Source organism: Kitasatospora sp. CB01950 (assembly GCF_001905465.1).
Classification (GTDB): domain Bacteria; phylum Actinomycetota; class Actinomycetes; order Streptomycetales; family Streptomycetaceae; genus Kitasatospora.
Genome location: NZ_LISX01000013.1, coordinates 68,931 through 89,385, shown reverse-complemented (window position 1 = coordinate 89,385; position 20,455 = coordinate 68,931). Strand labels below are relative to the sequence as shown.

Sequence of the window (20,455 nt, the reverse complement as noted above, 5' to 3'; positions counted from 1 at the left end):
GTACCGGCAGGCCGGCAGGCCGTCACACCGCAGGCACGCTCAGCACCATCTCGTGCTCCACCGACGCCTCGTCCCCCGGCATGGGCACGGTCAGGCCGCTGCGGGCGAAACCCATCCGCCGGTAGAACGCCTGGGCGCGCGCGTTGTTCTCGTGCACGAACAGGCGCACCTGCGCGACCCGGGGCTCGTCGAGCTGCCGGGCGAACGTGATCGCCGCGTCGAACAGCTCGCGTGCCAGGCCGGTGCCGCGCTGCTCGGGGCGGACGAACACGCCGACCAGGTGGGCCTGGTCGACGAGGGCCGGCCCGCCGAAGACGTCCTGGCGGCCGGCCCGCTCGATCAGCACCGTCACCGACCCGTCCAGTCCCCCGTCCGGCCGCTCGGCGACGAACTGCTGGGCGATCATGTCGCCGCGGGCGCCGGCCGCGCGCTCCTGCCAGTGCTCGTCCGGCTGCGCGGACGCGGCCTCGTAGGTGTCCAGGAAGGCGATCTTCGCGACCGGGTCGCGCAGCGCGTCCAGGCGCAGGCCCTTGGTGCGCTGCCAGTCCTCGGCGGTGGTGGCTCGTATCACGTGGTTCATCGTCCGATCCTCGCTGAGCTGCGGGAACGCAGGCAACCATTTTTCAGCACCGGCCGCCCCGCGCCGGCTCACACCGGCTCGGGCAGTTCCAAGGTGGCGACGTCCTTGCCGAGTTCGAGCATCCGCCGCAGGATCCGCCCGTTGCTCAGCAGGGCGTTGCGGGCCCGCAGCCCGGCAGCGGTGCGCGGGGCGAGGAACGGGCCGGTGCGGTCGCCGCCGCGCTGGCAGCGTGCGGCCCAGGGGCGCACCGTCCGCTCGTAGCGGGCGAACGCGGTGCGGTGGTCGCCGTCGGCGCGGGCGAGTTCGGTGGCGAGGACGTACGCGGCGACCAGTGCGGTGCCGGTGCCCATGCCGCCGATGGTGGCGCCGCAAACGGCGTCGCCGAGCAGCGCGATCCGCCCGTGGGACCAACTGGGCACGTCGGCGCGGCTGATCGAGTCGAAGTAGAGGTCGTCGGCGTCGCGGAGGGTCTCCAGCAGGTGCGGGACGGGGCGGCCGAGGTCGGCGAAACGTTGCTGCAGCAGGGACTTGAGGGCGTCGGTGTCGTGCCGGTCGTGGTCGACCGGCGGCGAGGCGAACAGCAGAAACGCTCCTGCGCGGTCCGGGTCGCGGGGGTTTGCCCCGGCGGCGGCGAGCCGGCCGGGGGTGTTGACGCCGGTGCTGCCGGCGGGCAGGCCGAGCCGGTTGGGGAACTGCCAGGTGGCGGCGTAGTAGCCGAGGTGGCGGACGTAGTCCTGTTCGGGGCCGAAGGCGAGGGCGCGGATCCGGGAGTGCAGTCCGTCGGCGCCGATCACCAGGTCGAAGCGGCGTTCGGGGCCGTAGCGGAAGGCGGCGCGGACGCCGCGGTCGTCCTGCTGGAGCGCGGTGACGGTGTCGCCGAACAGGTACTCGGTGGTGGATTCGCTGTGCCGGTACAGGAGTTGGGCGAGTTCGCCGCGCGGGATCTCGATCTCGCCGCCGGCGAAGTCGGCGGGCAGCCGGAGTCGGACGCGGCCGTGGCGGTCGGTGAAGGCCATCGGGCTGCCGCCGGTGTCGAGCGCGCGCAGCTCGTCCAGCAGGCCCATGCGTTCGAGCACCGTCAGGTGGGTGGGGCCGCGGAAGTCGACGGCCTGGCCGCCGGGCCGCAGCGCGGGTGCGAGTTCGACCACGGTGGGGCGGTGGCCGTACCGGCCGAGCCAGTGGGCGAGCGCCGGGCCGCCGATGCCGGCGCCGGAGATCAGGATCTGCACGGTGTTTCCCCCTCGGAGAGCAGAGTCCAACGGGCCCTCCCCGGGCCCGGAGCAGAAAATGTGTCTCGCGGACACTGTTTGCTTCTGTGTACCGTAGACACAGTTTCCAGCCGGGCGCAAGGCGGTCCCGGCCCGGCACCAGGGAGGGCCAGTGAACGAACAGGACGCGGCGGTACGGCTGCTGTGGGGTCCCCCGGCGCGGCCGACCCGGGGGCCGAAGCCGGCCCTCAGCCTGGAGTCGATCGCCCGGGCCGGGGTCGAGATCGCGGACGCCGAGGGCCTGGCGGCGGTGTCGATGCAGCGGGTGGCGGGGCTGCTGGCGTACACCAAGATGTCGCTGTACCGGTACGTGCAGGGCAAGGCCGAGCTGATCGCCCTGATGGTCGAGCACACGGTCGGCGAGCCCCCGCCACCGAGCGCGGCCCCGTGGCGGGACCAACTCACCGACTGGGCGCACCGGATGGCCGCGCTGTTCGCCGCCCACCCCTGGGTGCTGGACGCGCTGTCCGGCGGCCCGCGGCTCACCGGCCCGCGCGAACTGGCCTGGCTGGAGCGGGTGGTGGCGGCGCTGGACGGCCACGGGCTGAGCGGCGCCGAGCGGATGGACGCCGCCGTGCTGCTGGTCGGCCACGTGCGGACGATCGCCGCGCAGCAGCGGCAGTCCCGGGAGGGTTCGCCGGAGGCGGAGATGCTGCGCGCGCTCGGCGGGTTGGTGGCGTCCCACGCGGAGCGCTACCCGGCCCTCGCCGCCGCCATGGCCGAGCCGGGCGAGGGCCGCGACAACGCCTTCGACTTCGGCGTCGAACGGATCCTGGACGGCCTGGCCGCCCTGATCGACCGCCGGAAGCCCCTCGACCGCCGGAAGCCCCTCGACAACCGGAAGCCCCTCGACAACCGGGCGGATTGACCGATCTACCGAGGTTTCACGGGGCCGGACGGCGCGGCCCGGCGCGGTGGCGGCCGCGCCGGGCGGGGGTGCGGGTGGCGCTCACGGCGCCGGCCAGCACGAGGGGGGTGAGCAGCAGAACCATGGTCAGGTGCATGCGGTGCCTCCGGGTGGTCCGGTTCCTGCTGGTGGCCGTTCCCGTGCCGGGCCCGGCCATGTGGGCCGCCGACGTGGGATCACCCGCCCGGACCGCGTCGCGGTCCGGATCTCCCCCGGTCGGTCGTCCCCCGGCTGTGGATCTTCCCGGGCCGACGATCCGTCAATCTGCTTCGCGGGGGCGCTCGGGCAGCACGATGGGCGCGCCTCCGTGCGGGTGCGCCAGTACTTCGACGGGGTGCCGGTAGACCCGGCTGAGCAGTGCGGCGTCCAAGACTTCGCCGGTCGGGCCGACGGCGACGGTGCGGCCGGCGTCGAGCAGGGCGATCCGGTCGGCGTGCGCGGCGGCCAGCGTGAGGTCGTGCAGCACCACGATCACGCCCCGTCCTGCTTCCGCGCGCTCCCGGGCGATCCGCAGGACGAGTTCCTGGTGGCGCAGGTCGAGGGCGGCGGTGGGTTCGTCGAGCAGCAGCAGCGGGGTGTCCTGGGCGAGGATCCGGGCCAGCGCGACCCGGGCCCGTTCGCCGCCGGAGAGCGCCGTGAACGGCCGGGCCGCCAGGTGCGCGCAGTCGGTGGCGGCCATCGCGCGGGCCACCGCCTGCTCGTCCTCGCCCGCCCGGGGGGTGCCGGCCCAGGGCGCGCGGCCCATCCGGACCACCTCCCCGGCCGCGAACGGGAACGACACCTCGTGGTGCTGCGGCAACAGGGCGCGCAGCCGGGCGAGTTCGGCGGGCCGGTAGGCCGCGAGCGGCCGCCCGTCCAGCCGCACCCGGCCGTCGGTGGGTCGCCGGTCGCCGGCCAGCACCGACAGCAGGGTCGACTTGCCCGCGCCGTTCGGGCCGAGCAGCGCGAGGATCTCGCCCCGGCGCACCGTCAGCCGGACGTCGGCGAGCAGCGGTCGGCCGCCGACGGTGCAGCCGACCGCGTCCGCGTGCAGGAGTTCCGTCATGCCCAGCCTCCCTGGCGGCGTCGGGTGCGGCGCAGCAGCCAGAAGAAGAACGGGCTGCCGATGAGTGCGGTGAGGACGCCGAGCGGGAGTTCGGCGGGTGCGGCGAGGGTGCGGGCGGCCAGGTCGCCGGCGACCAGCACCAGTGCGCCGCCGACGGCGGAGGCGGGCAGCAGGAACCGGTGGCCCGGCCCGGCGAGCATCCGCAGCAGGTGCGGGACGACCAGGCCGACGAACCCGATGATGCCGCTGACGGCGACGGCGGCGGCGGTCAGCAGCGCGACCACGGTGATCAGTACGATCCGCATCCGTTCGACGTCCACGCCCAGGTGCCGGGCCGGCCGCTCGCCGAGGGCGAGCAGGTCGAGGCGGCGGGCGTAGCGGGGGGCGACGGCGAGTCCGAGCGCGGCGAACGGCAGCACGGCCAGCACCTTGCTCCAGCTGGCCTGCGAGAGCGAGCCGAGCTGCCAGAACGTCACCTGGCTGATCGCGGCGGTGTCGGCGGTGAACAGCAGCAGGCCGATCAGCGCGCCGCAGAACGCGTTCACGGCGACGCCGGTGAGCAGCAGCGTCACCACCTCGGTGCGGCCGCCGCTGCGCGACATGGCGTAGACGGCGCCGACGGTGAGCAGTCCGGAGGCGAACGCGGCGGCGGTGACGGTCCAGCTGCCGAGGGCGTCCAGGCCGAGCACGATGCAGGCGACGGCGCCGACCGCGCCGCCGGAGGAGACGCCGATCACGGCGGGCTCGGCCAGCGGGTTGCCGAACACGCCCTGCATCAGCGCCCCGGCGCAGCCCAGCGCCCCGCCGACCAGCAGCGCGAGCACCACCCGGGGCAGCCGGACGTTCCACAGCACCGACTCGGGGACGCGTTCCAGCGGGTGGCCGCCGAGGTGGGCGCGGTGCGCGAGCGAGGCGAGGATGTCGCCGAGCGGGATCCGGTACGCGCCGGTGCCGGCGGCGAGCAGCGCGCAGGCCAGCAGGGCGATGCCGAGGGCGGCCAGCAGCAGCGGCCGCCGGTCGCGAACCGCCTTGCCCGTCTTGCCGGTCGATGCCTCTTCGGGCTTCACGACGGTGGTGGTCACCGGGCGCCGTCCCGGTGCAGTCCGGCGGCGATCTCGCGCAGCACCTGCGGGGTGCGCGGCCCGTAGGACAGCAACCGTCCGTCGTCCACGGAGACGATCCGGCGGTCGAGTCCGGCGGGGGTCTGGGCGACGCCCGCGAGGTCGAGCAGTCCGTCGACGCCGCCGACGGAGTCGAGGCCCTTGCTCATCACCAGGATCGCGTCGGGCGCGGCCTTGACCAGGGCTTCGCTGGTCAGCGGGGTGAAGTCGCCGGTCAGGCCGGCGGCCGTTCCGGCGTCCTCGCCGCCGGCGGCCTCGATCAGCGAGGGCGCGCCGGAGTCCGGGCCGCCCAGCAGGAACACCGAGGCGCTGCCGCGCAGGTAGAGGAATGCCACCCTGGGGCGCTGCGCGGCGGCCGGGATCCCCGACCGCACCTCCGAGATCTGCTGCTCCGTACGGGACTTGAGCTCCACGCCCGCCTCGGGGACGCCGAGGGCGGCGGCGACCCGGTCGATCCGGGCGCCGATGTCGGCGAGCTGCTTCGCGTCGTCCACCACGATCAGCGGGACGCCGGCGGCCCGGATCTGCTGCACCGCCTCGGCCGGGCCGGTGCTGCGGTCGGCGAGCACCACGGTGGGGCGCAGCGAGAGCACGCCCTCGGCGGAGACCTCGTGCGCCTGGGTGATCACGGGCAGCTGCGCGGCCTGTTCGAAGGTGGTGGACACGTCACGGGCCACCGCGTGCGGGCCGAGTCCGAGGCTGAAGACCAGCTCGGCGAGGCTCCCGCTCAGCGGAATGATCCGCTCGACGCTGTCGACCGTGACCTGCCGCCCGTCGGCGGACGGCACGGTGACGGGCAGTCGGGGCGTCGGCGTCCCCGGCAGCGCCTCGATCCGGTCCGGGCTCGCGGCGCCGCCGACCGCCGTCGGCGCGGCGGCGGGCTCGCCGGTGGCGCAGGCGCTCGCGCCGAGCAGCAGCAGGAGCCCCCCGAGGGCGGCTCCGGCGCGGGCGCGCAGGCGGGTGCGAGGAGCGCGTGGACGGTGTGGGCTGCGGGGGCCGCGGGGACTGCTCAACGTCGGGCCTTTCTGGGTGCGTTGACGTCCCGTCGAGGCCGACCGTGCGGGTCGTGGGCGGAACGCATGACCCATATATTAGGTTAGCCTTACCTCACCCCGGCAAGCGGGCTGTCCCCCGCGCCCCTGCCGCTTCCCCCTCCCCGAGGAGTGATCCGCCATGCCCGTCCCCGGACGGCCCCCAGCTCCGGCCCGCCTCCGCGCCGCCCTCACCCTGCCGTTGGCCGTACTGCTGACCCTGCTCTGTCTCCCCGGCCGGGCCGTCGCGGCCGACCCGGCGGTCTCCGGCGGACGGTTGGACTGGGGAATCAAGGCGAGCTTTCTGACGTACGTCACCGGCCCGGTGGCGAACGGCAAGTGGGCCCTGAGTGGCGGCGCGTCCACAATCGGCGGCTCGGTGTTCCGCTTCCACTCCGCGACCGGCAGCTACGACCCGGAGACCGGCCGGCTGTCCGCCGCGTTCCAGGGCGGCGTCCGCTTCACCGGCCACCAGGAGAACGGCGGCAACGCGCTCGACCTGAGCATCTCCCGCCTCACCGTCAAGGCCGACCCCGACGGCGGCGCCGCGCTGTACGCCGACGTCAGCTCCAAGTCCCGCCAGACCGGCAGCACCTCGTCCACCGCCCAGGCCCGGCTGGCCGACCTCTCGCTCTCCGGCGTCTCGCTGAAGGGCGCGTCCGGCACCGTCACGCTCAGCCGGGTGCCCGCCACCCTCACCTCCGCCGGAGCGGCCGCGTTCGGCGGCTTCTACACCGCCGGGACGGCCCTCGACCCGCTCACCTTCTCCGTCACCCTCAAGTCCGCCCCGACGCCCACGCCCTCCACGCCCGCGCCCTCCCCCTCCGAGTCCTCCTCCGCCGCCGCGCCCTCCTCCGCGCCCTCGACCTCGGCCCCCGCCTCCTTCACCAACGGCGCCCTCGACTGGGGCGTCCGCCGGACCTTCCGCGACTACGTCACCGGCTCGATCGCCCAAGGGAGTTGGCAGCCGGCCGACGGCGCGGCGGATGGCGGGGCATTCTTCCGCTGGACGCCCGCCCGCGGCACCTGGGACGCGGCCGCCGGCGCCCTGGACGCCTCGTTCACCGGCGCCGTCCACTTCACCGGCCTGCGCCAGGGCGACACCCTCGGCCTCGACCTGACGTTCGCCAACCCGCGCCTGTCCGTGACGGGCGGTCAGGGCCGCCTGCTCGCCGACGTCAACGGCCGCGCCCCCGACGGCTCCACCCGCAACGCCCCCGCCACCGAGCTCGCGACCTTCCCCGCGACCGAACTCAAGACCGAGAACGGGCTGCTCACCGCCACCGACCTCCCCCTGACCCTCACCGCCTCCGGCGCCCAGGCCTTCGGCTCGCTCTACCCGGCGGGCACCGAACTCGACCCGCTCACCTTCGCCGTCGCCCTCGACCCGTCGGCCGCCCTCCCCCCGCTCCCCGACCTCGGCAGCCCCACCACCCCCTCCCCCGACCCCGCCCCGATCGCCGCCGCCACCACCTCCTCCTCCCGGCCCACCACCGCCCTCGTCCTCACCGCGACCGCCCTCCTCGCAGCCGCCGCCACCGCCATCGCCTTCGTCGTCCGCCGCCGTCGCCGCGACTGACCCTCACCCCTGACCACCCCCGTTCCCCCTCTGCTCAAGGAGCCCATCACCCATGTCCCGCACCATCACGTCCCACCGCAACCGCACCCGCCTGGCCGCCCTCGCCGCCGTCACCACCGGCCTCGGCCTGACCGCCTTCGGCCTGCCGAGCCTCGCCTTCGGCGCCGGCGCGCCCACCTCCGTCAGCTACGACACCGGTTCCCTCGACTGGGGCGTCAAGGCCGGCTTCCGCACCTACGTCACCGGCCCGGCGGGCGGCGGCAGCATCGAACTGACCGGCGGCGCAACCCTCAACACGGACGGCACCTACCACTTCAACCTGGCCTCCGCCGGCTACGACCCGACGACCCACTCCCTGAACGCGGCCTTCGACGGCGGCGTCCACTTCCTCGCCCACGGCGGCGCACTCGACGTGGCCCTCAGCGACCTGCGCATCACCACCAGCGGCACCACCGGCACCCTCACCGCCGACACCGCCTCCAAGGAGACCGTCGGCGCCCCCGCCCCGACGCTCCGCCAGGACGTCCCGCTGGCCACCTTCACCGTCGCCCGCGACACCACCAACGGCACCCCCACCCCCGCCAAGCTCACCGAGGCGGGCGCCAAGGCCTTCGCCGGCTTCTACCAGCCCGGAGCCGAACTCGACCCGCTGTCCGTCCTCCTGAAGCAGTCCCCCGCATCCCCCTCCCCCTCGCCCACCCCGACCACCGAACCCACCACCGAGCCCACCACCGAACCCTCGACTCAGCCCACCACCGAACCCACCACCGAGCCGTCGACCCGGCCCACCACCTCCCCCTCTCCCTCCACCTCCACCTCCGCCTCCGCCTCCCCGTCCCCCTCCACCCCGCCCAGCAACGAACTCGCCATCGCCGACGGCCGCCTGGAGTGGGGCGTCAAGGAGGGCTTCCGCACCTACGTCACCGGTCCGATCGCGGCCGGCAAGGTGCAGTTCGACGGCGGCGCGAGCGACTACCGCTTCGGATCGGCCACCGGCAGCTACCGCACCGACTCCCACGCCCTGACGGCAGACTTCGCGGGCTCGGTCCGCTTCCTCGGCCACCAGTCCGCCGACGGCCACTACGAGTTGGACACCCGGCTCTCCCGCCTGGGCATCCGGGTGGACGGCTCCGGCGCGTACCTGGTCGCCGATGTCGAGGCCGCCACCCGTGGCGGCGGTGCGCCGGTCGCCCTCAGCGGGGTGCGCCTCGCCGAACTCGACCTCACCAAGGCCGACTTCAGGCCCGTCGACGGCGTGGTGACGCTCCGCCAGGTCCCGGCCAGGCTCACCGCCGCCGGCGCGCCCGCCTTCGGCACCTACCCGGCCGGCGAGACCCTCGACGCCCTCACCGTCACCCTCGCCTTCGACCGCAACGCCACCCTCCCCACCCCCACCCCGACCCCCACCTCCGGCACCACCACGACCGACACCACCCCCACCCTCACCACCTCCTCCACCACCGACGGCGAACTCGCCTTCACCGGCGGCGGCAACTCCCTCCCGCTCCTCGCCACCGCCGCCGGCCTCGTCCTCCTCGGCGGCGCCACCACCGTCCTGGTCCGCCGCCGCACCACCGACTGACCGCCCCACCGACCCCGGGCGGCCCCCAACCCCCGCCCGGGCCCCTACTGACCACACCGCAGCCCTCCGCTCCCGAACTCTGCCCGGCCGGCCCGGACTCGGACCGACCCGTGATCGTCCCGGAGCAGCCGCACAATCGACGAACCGCAAGGCAGCCAAGCCGGTACCGGGTCGGCCGGAAACTCGTTCGCACCGCCGACCCGGTCGCGGGCACAATCGGCCGATGGACCTGCCCGCACTGTTGGCCGCTGTCGAACGCAGAGACGATGACGCGGCGCTCGAACTCCTTTATGGCGCTACTGCGGACGATCTGGCCGCCGATGATGCCGTGACCTTGCTGGCCGCGGCCGCGAGGGCCGGACGTGAGAGGATCGTCGACCACTTGGCCGTCTGGGGCATGGATGTGACCCGCCCCTGGGACGACGGCGTGGACCCCGTGACCTGGGCCGCCGAGAACGGCCGGTACGGGGTGCTGAATGCCCTGCTGTCCCACAGCGACAACCCGTTGAGCGGCGACAGCCCGCACCGGCGCGCGCTGCGTGTCGCGCAGGACGCGCTCGCGTCCGGGGTAGGAGCCGGGAACGAGCCGCCACCCGCGCACTGGGCGATCATCACCACTCTGGAAGCCACTCTCGGTGTCCGTCACTCGCCGGACGAACTGATGGTCCGTGCCCTGGTGCATGCCGACCGTGACCATGACGACTGGTTCGCCTCGGCCTGCGAACTGGGGCGCCGGATCGACCAGGAGACCTTCGACTGGGCCCTGGAAGCGGCCCAGGACGCCTCCGATCTCGACCGCAGGCGCTTCGGCATCGACACGATGGACCAACTGGCGATCGCGTTCAGCCTCCTCCCGCTGCCGGACGACGCCGAACTCCCCTTCGAACGCGAGGCCGAGGACTTCCTGCGCCCGCTGCTCCACAGCGAGCAGGACCCACGCGCGCTCGCCCTCGCCATCGGCGCCTTCGCCTCCTACAACAACGCGGGCGACACGGTCGCGGTGGTCCTGGAGCACGCCTACCACGCCCACCCCAGGGTCCGGGCGAGCGTCTCCACGATCATCCACACCAACACCGCGCAACACCAGGAAGCCCTCGCCGCCCTCGTGCACCTGGCCGACGATCCTGTGCCCACGACCCGGGCGAACGCGCTCAGCAAACTCCTCATGTCCACCGTCGACACTCCGGAGCTGCGCACACTCTTCGCCACGCACCTGGCAGACCCGTACTTCGACGCCCGTCTGAACGCCGCCGCCGGACTCGCCCTACGTGATGACGAACGCGGACAGGCCGTCCTCGCCGAGATCGAATCCGGCATCAAGAACATGAACAGCCCCGGCACGGGCAGTCTCTCCATCATCGACCACCTCCTACGGATGCGCGCCGAGGCAGCCGAACCAACCGCCCAGGACCGTTGACGGCCCGTCACCGGTCAAGGTCATGTGGCAAACGGTCAGAACTGCCTGTCAAAGGTCACCAGGCCGGCCTGCGCAGCCTCGGGCACGGGGCCTGGGACGCCGTCGACTTCTGGCTGCACGCCACCGGGCAGCACCTGCGCTTCGCGCTCCGTCCCGGCGACTACCGGAACCGGCGGCAGGCCGTCGAGAGCCTCGGCGCGAAGACCGGCCGGGTCGAACGCACCGCCGCAGCGACGGACGCCTCCACGACCGGAAGTGTCGTCGGACCGTCCCGCGATGCCGGGACGAAGCATGGCAGATGGACGTCCTGCGACGGCACTCGTTGTGGCGTCACCGCCGCGCCCAGACGCTCTAGCGTTCGGCGGCCAGCATCGCCAGCTCCCGGAGGCGGGTGAAGTACTCGCTCGCCTCCGCGTCGTCCGCGAGGGCGGGGAGGATGCGGTGGAGGGTGGCGATGCCGTGGCGGAGGGCTTCGCGGCGGCGGTGGTCGAGGGGGCCGGTGAGGGCGGAGGACACGCAGCCGGCGAGGTGGCTGTCGAGCAGGACGAGGTCGTCGCCGACCGGGGGCTGCCGGTAGCAGCTGCGCGGGAAGGGCAGGGTGAGGAAGTCCTGCCACAGGCGGGCGAGCCGGTCGGGGTGCGTGTCGCTCATGGCGTCGATGATGCCCGAGCGAACGGCTGCCGCGTCACCCCGTCCCGGCCCGCGGGCAGCAGGCAGCGGTCAGGCCTGGCGGCCCGCCGGGTGGCTCAGGCCCGCCAGGTGGCTCAGGCCCGCCGGGTGGCGTTCGGCGAGTTCGGCGAATATCGCGCCGTTGAGGCCGAAGGCCGCCTTGCACTCGGCGGCGACGCGCTCCCGCTCCGCCTCGTCCAGCAGTTCGCCCGCGGCGTCCAGCTTGGCGCGGTAGTCGCGCTTGAACGCGGCGGGGTTGTCGATCTCCTCGAAGACGTAGAACCGGACGCCGTCGCCCTTCCGGGCCAGGCCGAAGGTGCGTTCGGCGACGCCGCGGATGATCTGGCCGCCGGACAGGTCGCCGAGGTAGCGGGTGTAGTGGTGGGCGAGGTAGCCGGCCGGCCAGTCGGTGGCGAGGGTGTGGATGCGTTCGGCGCAGGCGGCGGTGGCGGGCAGCGGGGTGAGGGTGTCGCGCCAGTCCGGGCCGGCCAGGTGGTCGAGGTCGCGTTCGATGGCGGCGGTGCGCAGCAGGGCGCGATCGGTGAGCGGTCCGGTGACGGGGTGCCGGGCGAGGGTGTCGAGGTGGGCTTCGAGGGCGCGGTAGACGTACCGGAGTTGGGCGGTGAGGTCGGTGTAGGCCTGGATGCCGAGCCGCCCGCCGAGCAGGTCGCTCATGAAGGAGGACTGTTCGGCCGCCTGGTGTTCCTCGGCGCTGGCGGTGCGCAGCTGGACGGAGAACGGGGCGGTGACGGGGGCGTGGACGGACATGGTGGGGCCTCCAGAGATCGAGTACCCCGATTATTTAGGTAAGGCTTGCCTTAGTCAAACCTCTTGCCGACGCCGCGTCGGAAACCCCGCACACCGTCAATTCGTTCGCCCGCCAACGCCCCACCTGCTTGGATGCTCGGCATGAACAGTTCATTCGACGAGCTTCTCGCCGAGGCCGAGACCGCCCCGGTCGACGGCTGGGACTTCTCCTGGCTGGACGGCCGGGCCACCGAGCAGCGCCCCTCCTGGGGGTACCGGCGGCTGCTGGGCGAGCGGCTGTCGGGGGCGTCGGCCGCGCTGGACGTGCAGACCGGCGGCGGCGAGGTGCTCGCGGGCGCGGCCGCCCGCGCGGCGGGCTTCCCACCCACCATGGTCGCCACTGAGGGCTGGCCGCCGAACGCGGCCCGGGCGACCCGCCTGCTGCACCCGCTCGGCGCGGTGCTGGCGGCCGTCCCGGAGGACGCCCCGCTGCCGTTCGCGGACGGCGCGTTCGACTTGGTGACGAGCCGTCACCCGGCGGTCGTGCACTGGGCGGAGATCGCCCGGGTGCTGGCGCCGGGCGGCAGCTACGTCGCGCAGCACGTCGGCGGGCGGACCAACGTCGAGCTGAGCGCGTTCTTCCTCGGCCCGTTCGAGCCGGCCGACACCCGCGAGCACGAGGTGGAGGCGGCGCAGGCGCGGGCGGCGGGGCTGGAGGTGGTGCAGTGCCGCAACGAGCGGCTGCGGCTGGAGTTCTTCGACGTCGGCGCGGTGGCGTGGTTCCTGCGCAAGGTGATCTGGACGGTGCCGGACTTCTCGGTGGACCGCTACCGCGAGCGCCTGCGCGAACTGCACGAACTGATCGGCCGGGAGGGCGTGTTCGTCTCCACCATGTCCCGCACCCTGATCGAGGCCCGCAAGCCCGCCGCCTGAAGCGTCAGCGCGCGAACCACCGCACGGGGTGGCCGGCGGGGCCGGTGGTGAGCCAGCTGCCGTCGCCGAGCGGCTCCAGGTCGTAGGGGTGCTCACCGTGGGTGGCGAACTCGCCGAGGACCCGGCCGTCGTGGGCGTCGACCCGGTACGTCCGGAACCACTCCTCCTCTTCCTCGGTCTCGCCGACCAGGACCAGCAGCAGGGTGTCCGCGTCGAGGTAGCCGCCGCTCCACTCCACCACGGCCTCCCGCTTCTCGGCGTCCGGGCCGAAGTCGCCGAGGACGACGGTGAGTCGGACCTCGCCGTCGGCCAGCGCCAGCACGGTCGCGTCGTCCTGCCCGTGGTCGACGGTCAGCAGGTGGCGGCCGTCGGGCGACAGGCCGATCGGGCACCGGTCGTCCCAGGGCAGGCGCTCCACCCGCAGGCCGTCCTCGGTCAGCGTGCCCCGGTGGACGGTGGTGCCGTCCTGGCCCTCGCCGACGTCTAGCAGCATCGCGCCGCCGCCCGCGTCCACCCACTGCTCGCCGCCGTGGCCGGCGGTCTCCAGGTCGGCCCGGCCGAGCAGCGCACCGGTCTCGGCGTCCAGCACCGCCCACCGGTCGGCGTCGGCCCGCCCGGCCATCGCGTCCGGTCGGTAGACCCAGACGGTCCGACCGTCCGGTGCCACAACGCAGTTGGGCGTGTGGTTCCACGCCCCGCCCTGCGCCGGCTCGAACGCGTAGCGCCACAGCTGCTCGCCGGCGGGGTCCACGCACACCACGGCGTCCGAGGTCGCGTAGTACGCCCGGGCGAGGTCGGCGGGCACCGCGCGGCTCACCGGCTCGTCGCCGGCGACCGGCCGGAACACGGCGACGGGCGCCAGCTCGACCGAGCCCGCGCCCGCGTCTGTGCCCGCACCCGCACCCGCGCCCGAGCCCGGGGCGGCGGTGTCGGGCCGGTAGGCGCAGATCTCGCCGTCCACCATGCGCGTGACGACGGGACGCTGCTGCGAAAGGTCGCTCATGGCGGGGACGTTAGCGCGCGCCTCCGACAGCGCCGCGCTCCCCGCCGATCGACGGGGTGCCGGAGCGTCATCTTCCGCCCGCAGAACGATCTTCCGCACCGGCTCCTCCTCCCGACGACGGATGCCGCGCGGACGGCGCAGCCGTGAAGCTGACCTGCGACGAACCCCTGTCCGAACGTCAGAGCGTTTGTCGAAGGAGAATCGTGTGAAGAGTTACCGATCCGCACTGCGGCTGGCCGCGTCCGTGCTGGCAGGTGCGTCGGTGTTCGCCCTCGCGCCCGCGGCCGGAGCGGCCACCACCGCGCAGGCCACCACCACGCCGACCGCCACGCCCGGGGCGCCCGGTTCCGTGCCGGTGCCGCAGCGGTCCGTCCTCCAGCAGGGCCTGGACGCGCTGACCGACCGCGCGGGCGCCACCGGCGCGATCGCCGAGGTGCGCGACCACGGGCGGGCGGTGTGGCGCGGCACGTCCGGCGTCGCGAACCTGGCCACCCGTCAACCCGCCCCGGTGGACGGGGAGTTCCGGGCTGGCAGCATCACCAAGACCTTCGTCGCCACCGTGGTGCTCCAGCTCGTGGCGGAGCACCGCCTCGGCCTCGACGACCCGATCGAGCGGCACCTGCCGGGCCTGGTCCCGAACGGCGGCACCATCACGGTCCGTCAGGTGATGAACCACACCGCCGGGCTGTTCGACTTCCTGGAGGACCCGCGGTTCGCCTACGAGTCGGACGACGCGCTGCGCCGACTGCTCGCCGTGGACCGGTGGAAGACCCTCGCGCCCCGTGACCTGATCGCCGTCGGCGTCTCGCACGAGCCGTATTTCGCCCCGGGCGGCGGCTGGCACTACTCGAACACCGACTACCTGGTGCTGGGCGAACTGGTGCGTCAGGTCACCGGCAACGACTGGCGCACGGAGGTCGACCACCGCGTCCTCCAGCCGCTGGGCCTGCGCCACACCTTCCTGCCGGGCACCTCGACCACCGTCCCGGGGCCGCACAGCCACGGCTACCTGCCGCTGCCGGACGGCCCGGCCGACATCACCGAGCTGAACCCGTCGATGGCGGGCGCGGCCGGCGAGTTGATCTCCACCACGGACGACCTGGCCCGCTTCGACGCGGCGCTGCTCGGCGGCCGGCTGCTGCCCCCGGCGCAGCTCGCCGAGATGACGACCACGGTGGCGGCGGACGAACAGCCGCCGACCCGTTACGGCCTGGGCCTGATGCAGCTGCGGCTGTCCTGCGGCGACGTCTGGGGCCACCCGGGCGGGATCCACGGCTACGTCACGTACCTGTTCGGCGACCGCTCCGGCACCCGCCAGATCGCGATCTCGGCGAACCCGTACGACCCGCAGAAGGGCGCCGAGCTGAACCCGGCGGTCATCGGCCTGATCGACCGGACCTTCTGCGGTCCGAAGCCCACCTCCTGACCCGGCAGCGGCACCGAGGCTGCCCCGCTCCCCGTCCGAGCGGGGCCGTCTCCTCTCACTGCCGGGGCTTCTCGGCCGTCACCACGTGCAGGGTGACGGTGGCCAGGAACGGCCCGCGCGCGAGGTGGTCGAGGAACTCCTCGGCCTGTGCGGCCGTCAAGTACCCTGCGGCGACCGCCCGTTCGGTGTTGCGCCGGAGCCCGAGCAGCTGGTCGGCGGCCCGCACCTCGCGGTACACCGAGGTGACGGGCGCGACCGCGCGCACCTCGAAGCCCGACTCCCCGAGGAGGCGCGGCAGTTGGCGCCCGATCACCGGGTTGCGGACGATCCGGTCGGCGAGGTGTCTGGTCCAGGCGCGGGCGATGCCGAGGTCGGGGTGGTCGACGGCCAGGGTGTCCCAGTCGGGTTCGGCGGCGGCCAGCCGGCCGCCGGGGCGCAGCACCCGGTGGGCCTCGGCGAGGGCCCGGGGGACGTCGGCGAGGTGCTGCAGCAGCCGGTCGGTGCGGATCCGGTCCGCGCTGCCGGCGGCGAGCGGCAGGGCGTGCACGTCGGCGTGCAGCACCCGGGCCGGCGTGGTCGCGGCGGCCTGCCGGACCATCGCCGGGTCGTGGTCGATGCCGAGGACGCGGCCGCGGGCGGTGACGGCGCGGGCCAGGGCGTCCAGGTCGGTGCCGGGGCCGCAGCCCCAGTCGAGCACGAGCTGTCCGGGGCGGGCGTCCAGGGCGTCCAGCAGGGTCTGCTTGTAGGCGCGGACCTGGTCGGTGGCGGCAAGCCGTTCCTGGTAGGCGATCCGGTCGGGGACGACGGTCTCGAAGAGCCGTTCGGCGACCTCGGCGAGGGCGCCCAACTCCCGTGTCAGCGTGGCCCGTCCGTCGTCGGTGAGCCGGATCGGGCGGCGTCGGCCGTCGCCGTCCAGGTAGGCGATCAGGCCTTTGTCGCGCAGCCGGGCGAGGGCGCTGGAGAGGCTGCCGCGGCCGAGCCGGGCGCCGGTGGTCCGCTCGATGGCGGTGTTGACGGCGTACCCGTGCAGCGGGCCGTCGGCGAGTGCGTTCAGCACCAGCATCTGGGCGTCGTTGGTGCGCACCTGGCTCCCGTTCCGGTTCCCGATAACACGCGGTGCGTGCTATTCATGTTCCAGTATGCACCGCCGCCCACCGACCGTCGAAGGGCCGTCACATGCGCCTCGCCGCACCGCTGTACGCGCTGTACACCCGCCGCCTGCGCCGCCGCCTGGCCGGCGCCGAACTGCCCCGCCACATCGGCCTGATCATGGACGGCAACCGCCGCTGGGCCCGCGAACGCGGCCTGGCGGACACCCGTCTCGGCCACCGCTTCGGCGCGCAGCACGTGGGCTCGGTGCTGGGCTGGTGCGAGGCGCTGGGGGTGCGGCACGTGACGGTGTTCGTGTGCTCGGCGGAGAACCTGCAGCGGCGCGGGGACGACGAGATCGGCTACCTGATGCGGGTGATCGAGGAGGTCCTGACCGCCCACCTGACCGTCCCCCGCCCGCGCTGGCAGGTGCACCTGGCGGGCGACCTGGACACCCTGCCGGACTCCACGGCCCGCGCCCTGAAGCACGCGGCGGAGGCAACCGCGGACTGCCCGACGGGCGCCCAGCTGACCCTCGCGGTCGGCTACGGCGGTCGGCAGGAACTCGTGGACGCGGTACGGGACTTGCTGCACGAGCAGGCGGACGCCGGCCGCTCGGTCCGGGAGATCGCGGACGCGCTGACCGCCGAGTCCGTCGCCCGCCACCTGTACACCGCGGGCCGGCCGGACCCGGACCTGGTGATCCGCACCAGCGGCGAGCAGCGGATGTCCAACTTCCTGCTCTGGCAGAGCGCCTACGCGGAGCTGTACTTCTGCGAGGCCTACTGGCCGGCCTTCCGCGAGCTGGACTTCCTGCGCGCGGTCCGCGCCTACGCGGTCCGCCGCCGCCGCTACGGCGCCTGACCGCGAACGCCCTCGGCCTGACCGCGAACGCCTCCGGCTCCGGGCGGGCCGCCGCCGGGTGCCGCCGGCCGAGCCGCGCCGACCTGCGCCGACCTGCCCGCTGACTCCAGGGATCAGGCGTCGCGCAGCATGCAGGTCAGGCGGCAGCTGCTGATGCGCTTCCCGGTCTCGTCGCTGATGGCGATCTCGTAGGTGGCTGCGGTCCGGCCCCGGAAGACGGCGGTCGCGACGCCGGTGACGTGGCCGGAGGTGGCCGGCCGGTGGTGGGTGGCGTTGAGGTCGACGCCGACCGCGTACCGGCCGGGCCCGGCGTGGAGGGCTGCGCCGATCGAACCGAGGGACTCCGCGAGTGCCGCCGAGGCGCCGCCGTGCAGCAGGCCGTACGGCTGCTCGTTGCCCTCGACCGGCATGACGCCCACGACCCGGTCCGGGGTGGCTTCGAGGATGCGGATGCCGAGCCGTTCGGCGAGGTGGCCGAGCGGGATGAGGTCGGGGTCGGCACCGGGGCCGGCGAGGCGGTCGACGAGGTCCTGGGGCGGGTTGAACGGGAGCGTCTGGCCTGTCATGGCGTTCCTTTCGGCAGGGGCGGGTGCGGCCGGCGGGTCTCGGAGGGCTCGTGCGCGCCGGTCCTCCCGACGGGCCGCCAGGATGCCCCGAAAGCCGCGGGGCAATTGCTTCAGGACTGTAGCTACAGTTGTGTAGCTTTCACAAGGCGGCACGATAGGCTGGTGCCATGGCTCGCCCCCGCACACCCGCGAAGCGCCCGTACGCCCCGCGGATGGCCCCCGCCGAACGGCGGGAGCAACTCCTGGACACGGCACTGGAGATCATCAACCGCGACGGCGTGGCAGCCGTCTCGGTGGATGCCGTCGCCAGGGCCGCCCAGGTCACCCGGCCCGTGGTCTACGGGCAGTTCACCGACGCGGACCACCTGCTGCGCGCCCTGCTCGAACGCGAGGGCCGGCGGGCCCGGGCCCAGATGGCGGCCACCCTGCCGGACGACCTGAACGGAGCGGACCCGGTCGAGGTCTTCACCGGCGTCGCCCGCGGCTACTACGACGCGGTGGTCGGCGCCCCGAGCCGCTGGCGCGCGATCCTGCTCCCGGTGGACGGTTCACCGCCCGCCGTGCGCCGGTACAAGGAGCGCAGCGACGCGCTGGTCCGGGAGCAGTTCGCCCAGGCGATCCGCTGGTTCCTCCGCGACTCCCCCGACGCCGCCGACCTCGACATCGAGCTGCTGATCCGCGTTCTGCTGGCGGCACTCGAGGAGGGCGGCCGACTCGTCCTCGGCGACCCCGACCACTACCCGCCCGAACGCCTCACCGCGATGGCCCGGTTCCTCGCCGAAACCTTCCTCCACCGCTTCCCGCACACCGCGCCCTGAACCCGACGGACCCGCCGGCGCCGCTGGGGGCGTCCGACGGGCCGTCAGGGGTGCAGGGATCAGGCGGGCTTGACGCCCGGGTTGCCGGCTTCGGTGACGAAGGAGGCGGCGGTGAGCAGCGTGCCGTCGGGGCGGGTGATGTGGCTGACGGCGCGGTAGTCGGCGCGGGCGTGGTGCCGGTCGAGGGTGACCACGGTGTAGCCGCGCCGCCCGTCGTAGAACTTCATGTGCGGGTTGGCGGCGGTCAGGGTGGCCCAGTTGGACGGGTGGGCCTCGCCGTCGCCGTCGCTGCTGATCGAGGTCCCGACGAACTCGACGCCGACAGTACGGGAGTTCGGGTCGTCGAAGTCGCGCTTGACGTCGAGCGCGTAGGCGACGTGGACGTCGCCGGTGAGCAGCACCAGGTTCTTGACGCCGGCCTGCTCGACGGCGGTCAGGAAGCGCTCGCGGGCGGCCGGGTAGCCGTCCCAGGCGTCCATCGACAGCTTGGAGCTGGCGGCGGTGGTGTTCTTGCGGCGGGAGAACACCACCTGCTGCGGCACCACGTTCCACACCGCCTTGGAGCGGCGCAGGCCGTCGGCGAACCAGCGTTCCTGGGTGGCGCCCATCAGGGTGCGCTTCGGGTCCGCGGACTCGGGGGTGGGGTACTGCCAGCCGTCGCCGTTGGCCTGGTCGTCGCGGTACTGGCGGGTGTCGAGGATGTCGAACTGCGCCAACTGCCCGTACTGGAACCGGCGGTAGAGGGTCAGCTCGGTGCCGTTGGGCTTCGGCATCCGCAGCGGCTGGTTCTCCCAGTAGGCGCGGTAGGCGGCGGCCCGGCGGGCGACGAACGGCGCCGGGTCCTGGTTCTTCTCGGGGATGCCGTTGGCGTAGTTGTTCTCGACCTCGTGGTCGTCCCAGGTGACGTACCAGGGGTGGGCGGCGTGCGCGGCCTGCAGGTCGGGGTCGGTCTTGTACAGCGAGTACCGCAGCCGGTAGTCCTCCAGCGTGGTGGTCTCGTGGCCGAGCGCGGCGGGCAGCACGCGGTCGGTGTACCGGCGGTCGCCGCCGACGGAGTCGATGCCGTACTCGTAGATGTAGTCGCCGACGTGGAACACCGCGTCCAGGTCCTCGTCGGCGAGGTGGCGGTAGGCGGTGAAGTAGCCGTCCTCGTACGCCTGGCAGGACACCAGCCCGATCTTCGTACTGTCCAGCTTGCGGCCGTGCGAGGGCGCGGTGCGGGTGCGGGCGACGGGGCTGCTCCACTGGCCGACGGTGAACCGGTACCAGTAGGCGCGGCCCGCCTCCAGTCCGTCCACGTCCACGTGCACCGACCAGTTGAACTCGGCGTGCGCCCGCGCGGTGCCGCGCCGCTCGACGCGGCGGAACCGCTCGTCCCGGGCGACCTCCCAGCCGACCCGGATGTTCCCGGCCGGCGGCAGTCCGACGCCCGGCTCCAGCGGGCGCGGCGCGAGCCGGGTCCACAGCACCACCGCGTCCGGCAGCGGGTCACCGGAGGCGACGCCGAGGGTGAACGGGTTCTCGGTGAGGGTGCGCGGCGCGAGTTCGTTCGCCTCCGCGTGCGCGCTCGGCAGGTTGACGCCGAACGCGAGCGCGGCGGCGGCCGAGGTGACGGTCAGGAACCGCCGCCGGTCGAGCCGGGCCGCGGCGGCACGCAACTGCTGGTCGGGCGTGGGACGGTGGGCACTGCTGCTCATCGGACGGGCGCCTTTCGCTGAATGGCCGGTGTGCGAAGCACATCCGATCCGTTCAGGTGGTCCGCCCGTGGTCATTGCCCCGGCAAACGAATGATCATCTGATGGCAAAATCG

The 20,455-nt window shown here is 73.9% G+C and carries 20 protein-coding genes; 8 read left to right on the top strand and 12 right to left on the bottom strand.

What is annotated here, in order from left to right:
- Positions 1-22: 22 nt before the first annotated feature.
- On the bottom strand, positions 23-580 hold the full coding sequence (locus tag AMK19_RS27180) for a GNAT family N-acetyltransferase (protein ID WP_073816222.1): 558 nt from the start codon (positions 578-580) through the stop codon (positions 23-25).
- Between the two features lie 68 nt (positions 581-648).
- Positions 649-1,809 carry an FAD-dependent monooxygenase gene (locus AMK19_RS27175; RefSeq protein ID WP_073816221.1) on the bottom strand — a complete coding sequence of 387 codons (1,161 nt, stop codon included), beginning with the start codon at positions 1,807-1,809 and terminating at the stop codon, positions 649-651.
- Positions 1,810-1,960: 151 nt separating this feature from the next.
- Between AMK19_RS27175 and AMK19_RS27170 the strand changes: the two genes are divergently transcribed.
- Positions 1,961-2,716 (top strand): TetR/AcrR family transcriptional regulator, encoded by a 756-nt coding sequence (locus AMK19_RS27170; RefSeq protein WP_073816219.1) that lies wholly within the window; start codon positions 1,961-1,963, stop codon positions 2,714-2,716.
- A gap of 298 nt (positions 2,717-3,014) precedes the next feature.
- Here AMK19_RS27170 and AMK19_RS27165 read toward each other — a convergent pair whose 3' ends face one another.
- The 3 genes from AMK19_RS27165 to AMK19_RS27155 are packed head-to-tail and all read right to left on the bottom strand — an operon-like array spanning position 3,015 to position 5,934.
- Complete coding sequence (locus tag AMK19_RS27165) at positions 3,015-3,800, bottom strand: heme ABC transporter ATP-binding protein (protein ID WP_083647402.1); 786 nt, start codon at positions 3,798-3,800, stop codon at positions 3,015-3,017.
- Positions 3,797-4,882 (bottom strand): iron ABC transporter permease, encoded by a 1,086-nt coding sequence (locus AMK19_RS27160; RefSeq protein ID WP_143200421.1) that lies wholly within the window; start codon positions 4,880-4,882, stop codon positions 3,797-3,799. The genes AMK19_RS27165 and AMK19_RS27160 overlap by 4 nt, the downstream gene beginning before the upstream one ends.
- Positions 4,879-5,934, bottom strand: a complete 1,056-nt coding sequence (locus AMK19_RS27155; RefSeq protein ID WP_073816217.1) for a heme/hemin ABC transporter substrate-binding protein — start codon at positions 5,932-5,934, stop codon at positions 4,879-4,881. Before AMK19_RS27155 ends, AMK19_RS27160 begins: the two co-directional genes overlap by 4 nt.
- 160 nt (positions 5,935-6,094) lie before the next feature.
- Here AMK19_RS27155 and AMK19_RS27150 point away from each other — a divergent pair, with 160 nt between their 5' ends.
- The 3 genes from AMK19_RS27150 (at position 6,095) to AMK19_RS27140 (ending at position 10,530) form a co-directional block, all read left to right on the top strand.
- On the top strand, positions 6,095-7,531 hold the full coding sequence (locus AMK19_RS27150; protein WP_073816216.1) for an HtaA domain-containing protein: 1,437 nt from the start codon (positions 6,095-6,097) through the stop codon (positions 7,529-7,531).
- Between the two features lie 52 nt (positions 7,532-7,583).
- Positions 7,584-9,113, top strand: coding sequence for an HtaA domain-containing protein (locus tag AMK19_RS36670; RefSeq protein WP_073816214.1), 1,530 nt, complete (start codon positions 7,584-7,586; stop codon positions 9,111-9,113).
- A 223-nt stretch (positions 9,114-9,336) separates the two neighbouring features.
- Positions 9,337-10,530: a hypothetical protein gene (locus tag AMK19_RS27140; RefSeq protein WP_143200420.1), complete on the top strand. Its 1,194-nt coding sequence runs from the start codon at positions 9,337-9,339 to the stop codon at positions 10,528-10,530.
- A gap of 35 nt (positions 10,531-10,565) precedes the next feature.
- Here the strand turns inward: AMK19_RS27140 and AMK19_RS35515 are convergent, their stop codons facing one another.
- The 3 genes from AMK19_RS35515 to AMK19_RS27130 all read right to left on the bottom strand — a co-directional run bounded on the left by AMK19_RS35515 (position 10,566) and on the right by AMK19_RS27130 (position 11,967).
- On the bottom strand, positions 10,566-10,823 hold the full coding sequence (locus AMK19_RS35515) for a hypothetical protein (RefSeq protein ID WP_143200419.1): 258 nt from the start codon (positions 10,821-10,823) through the stop codon (positions 10,566-10,568).
- A gap of 58 nt (positions 10,824-10,881) precedes the next feature.
- Entirely contained in the window at positions 10,882-11,181 is a 300-nt protein-coding gene (locus AMK19_RS36155) for a hypothetical protein (protein ID WP_083647400.1), read from the bottom strand.
- A 69-nt stretch (positions 11,182-11,250) separates the two neighbouring features.
- Entirely contained in the window at positions 11,251-11,967 is a 717-nt protein-coding gene (locus AMK19_RS27130) for a biliverdin-producing heme oxygenase (protein WP_073816209.1), read from the bottom strand.
- Positions 11,968-12,108: 141 nt separating this feature from the next.
- Between AMK19_RS27130 and AMK19_RS27125 the strand changes: the two genes are divergently transcribed.
- Positions 12,109-12,879, top strand: coding sequence for a methyltransferase domain-containing protein (locus tag AMK19_RS27125; protein ID WP_073816207.1), 771 nt, complete (start codon positions 12,109-12,111; stop codon positions 12,877-12,879).
- Positions 12,880-12,883: 4 nt separating this feature from the next.
- Here AMK19_RS27125 and AMK19_RS27120 read toward each other — a convergent pair whose 3' ends face one another.
- Entirely contained in the window at positions 12,884-13,882 is a 999-nt protein-coding gene (locus AMK19_RS27120) for a hypothetical protein (RefSeq protein ID WP_073816206.1), read from the bottom strand.
- A 205-nt stretch (positions 13,883-14,087) separates the two neighbouring features.
- On the opposite strand from AMK19_RS27120, the gene AMK19_RS27115 reads away from it, so the two are divergent.
- Complete coding sequence (locus tag AMK19_RS27115) at positions 14,088-15,308, top strand: serine hydrolase domain-containing protein (protein WP_073816204.1); 1,221 nt, start codon at positions 14,088-14,090, stop codon at positions 15,306-15,308.
- A 55-nt stretch (positions 15,309-15,363) separates the two neighbouring features.
- Here the strand turns inward: AMK19_RS27115 and AMK19_RS27110 are convergent, their stop codons facing one another.
- The gene (locus tag AMK19_RS27110) at positions 15,364-16,392 is read right to left on the bottom strand and encodes a methyltransferase domain-containing protein (protein ID WP_073816202.1); all 1,029 of its coding nucleotides are present in this window, start codon (positions 16,390-16,392) and stop codon (positions 15,364-15,366) included.
- 92 nt (positions 16,393-16,484) lie between these two features.
- Between AMK19_RS27110 and uppS the strand changes: the two genes are divergently transcribed.
- Positions 16,485-17,261, top strand: coding sequence for a polyprenyl diphosphate synthase (gene uppS / locus AMK19_RS27105; RefSeq protein ID WP_073816200.1), 777 nt, complete (start codon positions 16,485-16,487; stop codon positions 17,259-17,261).
- A gap of 113 nt (positions 17,262-17,374) precedes the next feature.
- Here uppS and AMK19_RS27100 read toward each other — a convergent pair whose 3' ends face one another.
- Positions 17,375-17,827, bottom strand: coding sequence for a PaaI family thioesterase (locus AMK19_RS27100; protein WP_073816199.1), 453 nt, complete (start codon positions 17,825-17,827; stop codon positions 17,375-17,377).
- A gap of 167 nt (positions 17,828-17,994) precedes the next feature.
- Here AMK19_RS27100 and AMK19_RS27095 point away from each other — a divergent pair, with 167 nt between their 5' ends.
- Complete coding sequence (locus tag AMK19_RS27095) at positions 17,995-18,645, top strand: TetR/AcrR family transcriptional regulator (protein WP_083647399.1); 651 nt, start codon at positions 17,995-17,997, stop codon at positions 18,643-18,645.
- Positions 18,646-18,704: 59 nt separating this feature from the next.
- On the opposite strand, the gene AMK19_RS27090 is transcribed toward AMK19_RS27095, so the two are convergent.
- Positions 18,705-20,342, bottom strand: a complete 1,638-nt coding sequence (locus AMK19_RS27090) for an alkaline phosphatase D family protein (RefSeq protein WP_073816196.1) — start codon at positions 20,340-20,342, stop codon at positions 18,705-18,707.
- Positions 20,343-20,455: the final 113 nt, after the last annotated feature.

Bases quoted from the DNA above. Each gene is read 5' to 3' on its own strand.
- AMK19_RS27180 (WP_073816222.1), bottom strand. From the start codon at position 580: ATGAACCACGTGATACGAGCCACCACCGCCGAGGACTGGCAGCGCACC.
- AMK19_RS27165 (WP_083647402.1), bottom strand. From the start codon at position 3,800: ATGACGGAACTCCTGCACGCGGACGCGGTCGGCTGCACCGTCGGCGGC.
- AMK19_RS27150 (WP_073816216.1), top strand. From the start codon at position 6,095: ATGCCCGTCCCCGGACGGCCCCCAGCTCCGGCCCGCCTCCGCGCCGCC.
- AMK19_RS36670 (WP_073816214.1), top strand. From the start codon at position 7,584: ATGTCCCGCACCATCACGTCCCACCGCAACCGCACCCGCCTGGCCGCC.
- AMK19_RS27140 (WP_143200420.1), top strand. From the start codon at position 9,337: ATGGACCTGCCCGCACTGTTGGCCGCTGTCGAACGCAGAGACGATGAC.
- AMK19_RS35515 (WP_143200419.1), bottom strand. From the start codon at position 10,823: ATGCTTCGTCCCGGCATCGCGGGACGGTCCGACGACACTTCCGGTCGT.
- AMK19_RS36155 (WP_083647400.1), bottom strand. From the start codon at position 11,181: ATGAGCGACACGCACCCCGACCGGCTCGCCCGCCTGTGGCAGGACTTC.
- AMK19_RS27130 (WP_073816209.1), bottom strand. From the start codon at position 11,967: ATGTCCGTCCACGCCCCCGTCACCGCCCCGTTCTCCGTCCAGCTGCGC.
- AMK19_RS27125 (WP_073816207.1), top strand. From the start codon at position 12,109: ATGAACAGTTCATTCGACGAGCTTCTCGCCGAGGCCGAGACCGCCCCG.
- AMK19_RS27120 (WP_073816206.1), bottom strand. From the start codon at position 13,882: ATGAGCGACCTTTCGCAGCAGCGTCCCGTCGTCACGCGCATGGTGGAC.
- uppS (WP_073816200.1), top strand. From the start codon at position 16,485: ATGCGCCTCGCCGCACCGCTGTACGCGCTGTACACCCGCCGCCTGCGC.
- AMK19_RS27100 (WP_073816199.1), bottom strand. From the start codon at position 17,827: ATGACAGGCCAGACGCTCCCGTTCAACCCGCCCCAGGACCTCGTCGAC.
- AMK19_RS27095 (WP_083647399.1), top strand. From the start codon at position 17,995: ATGGCTCGCCCCCGCACACCCGCGAAGCGCCCGTACGCCCCGCGGATG.
- AMK19_RS27090 (WP_073816196.1), bottom strand. From the start codon at position 20,342: ATGAGCAGCAGTGCCCACCGTCCCACGCCCGACCAGCAGTTGCGTGCC.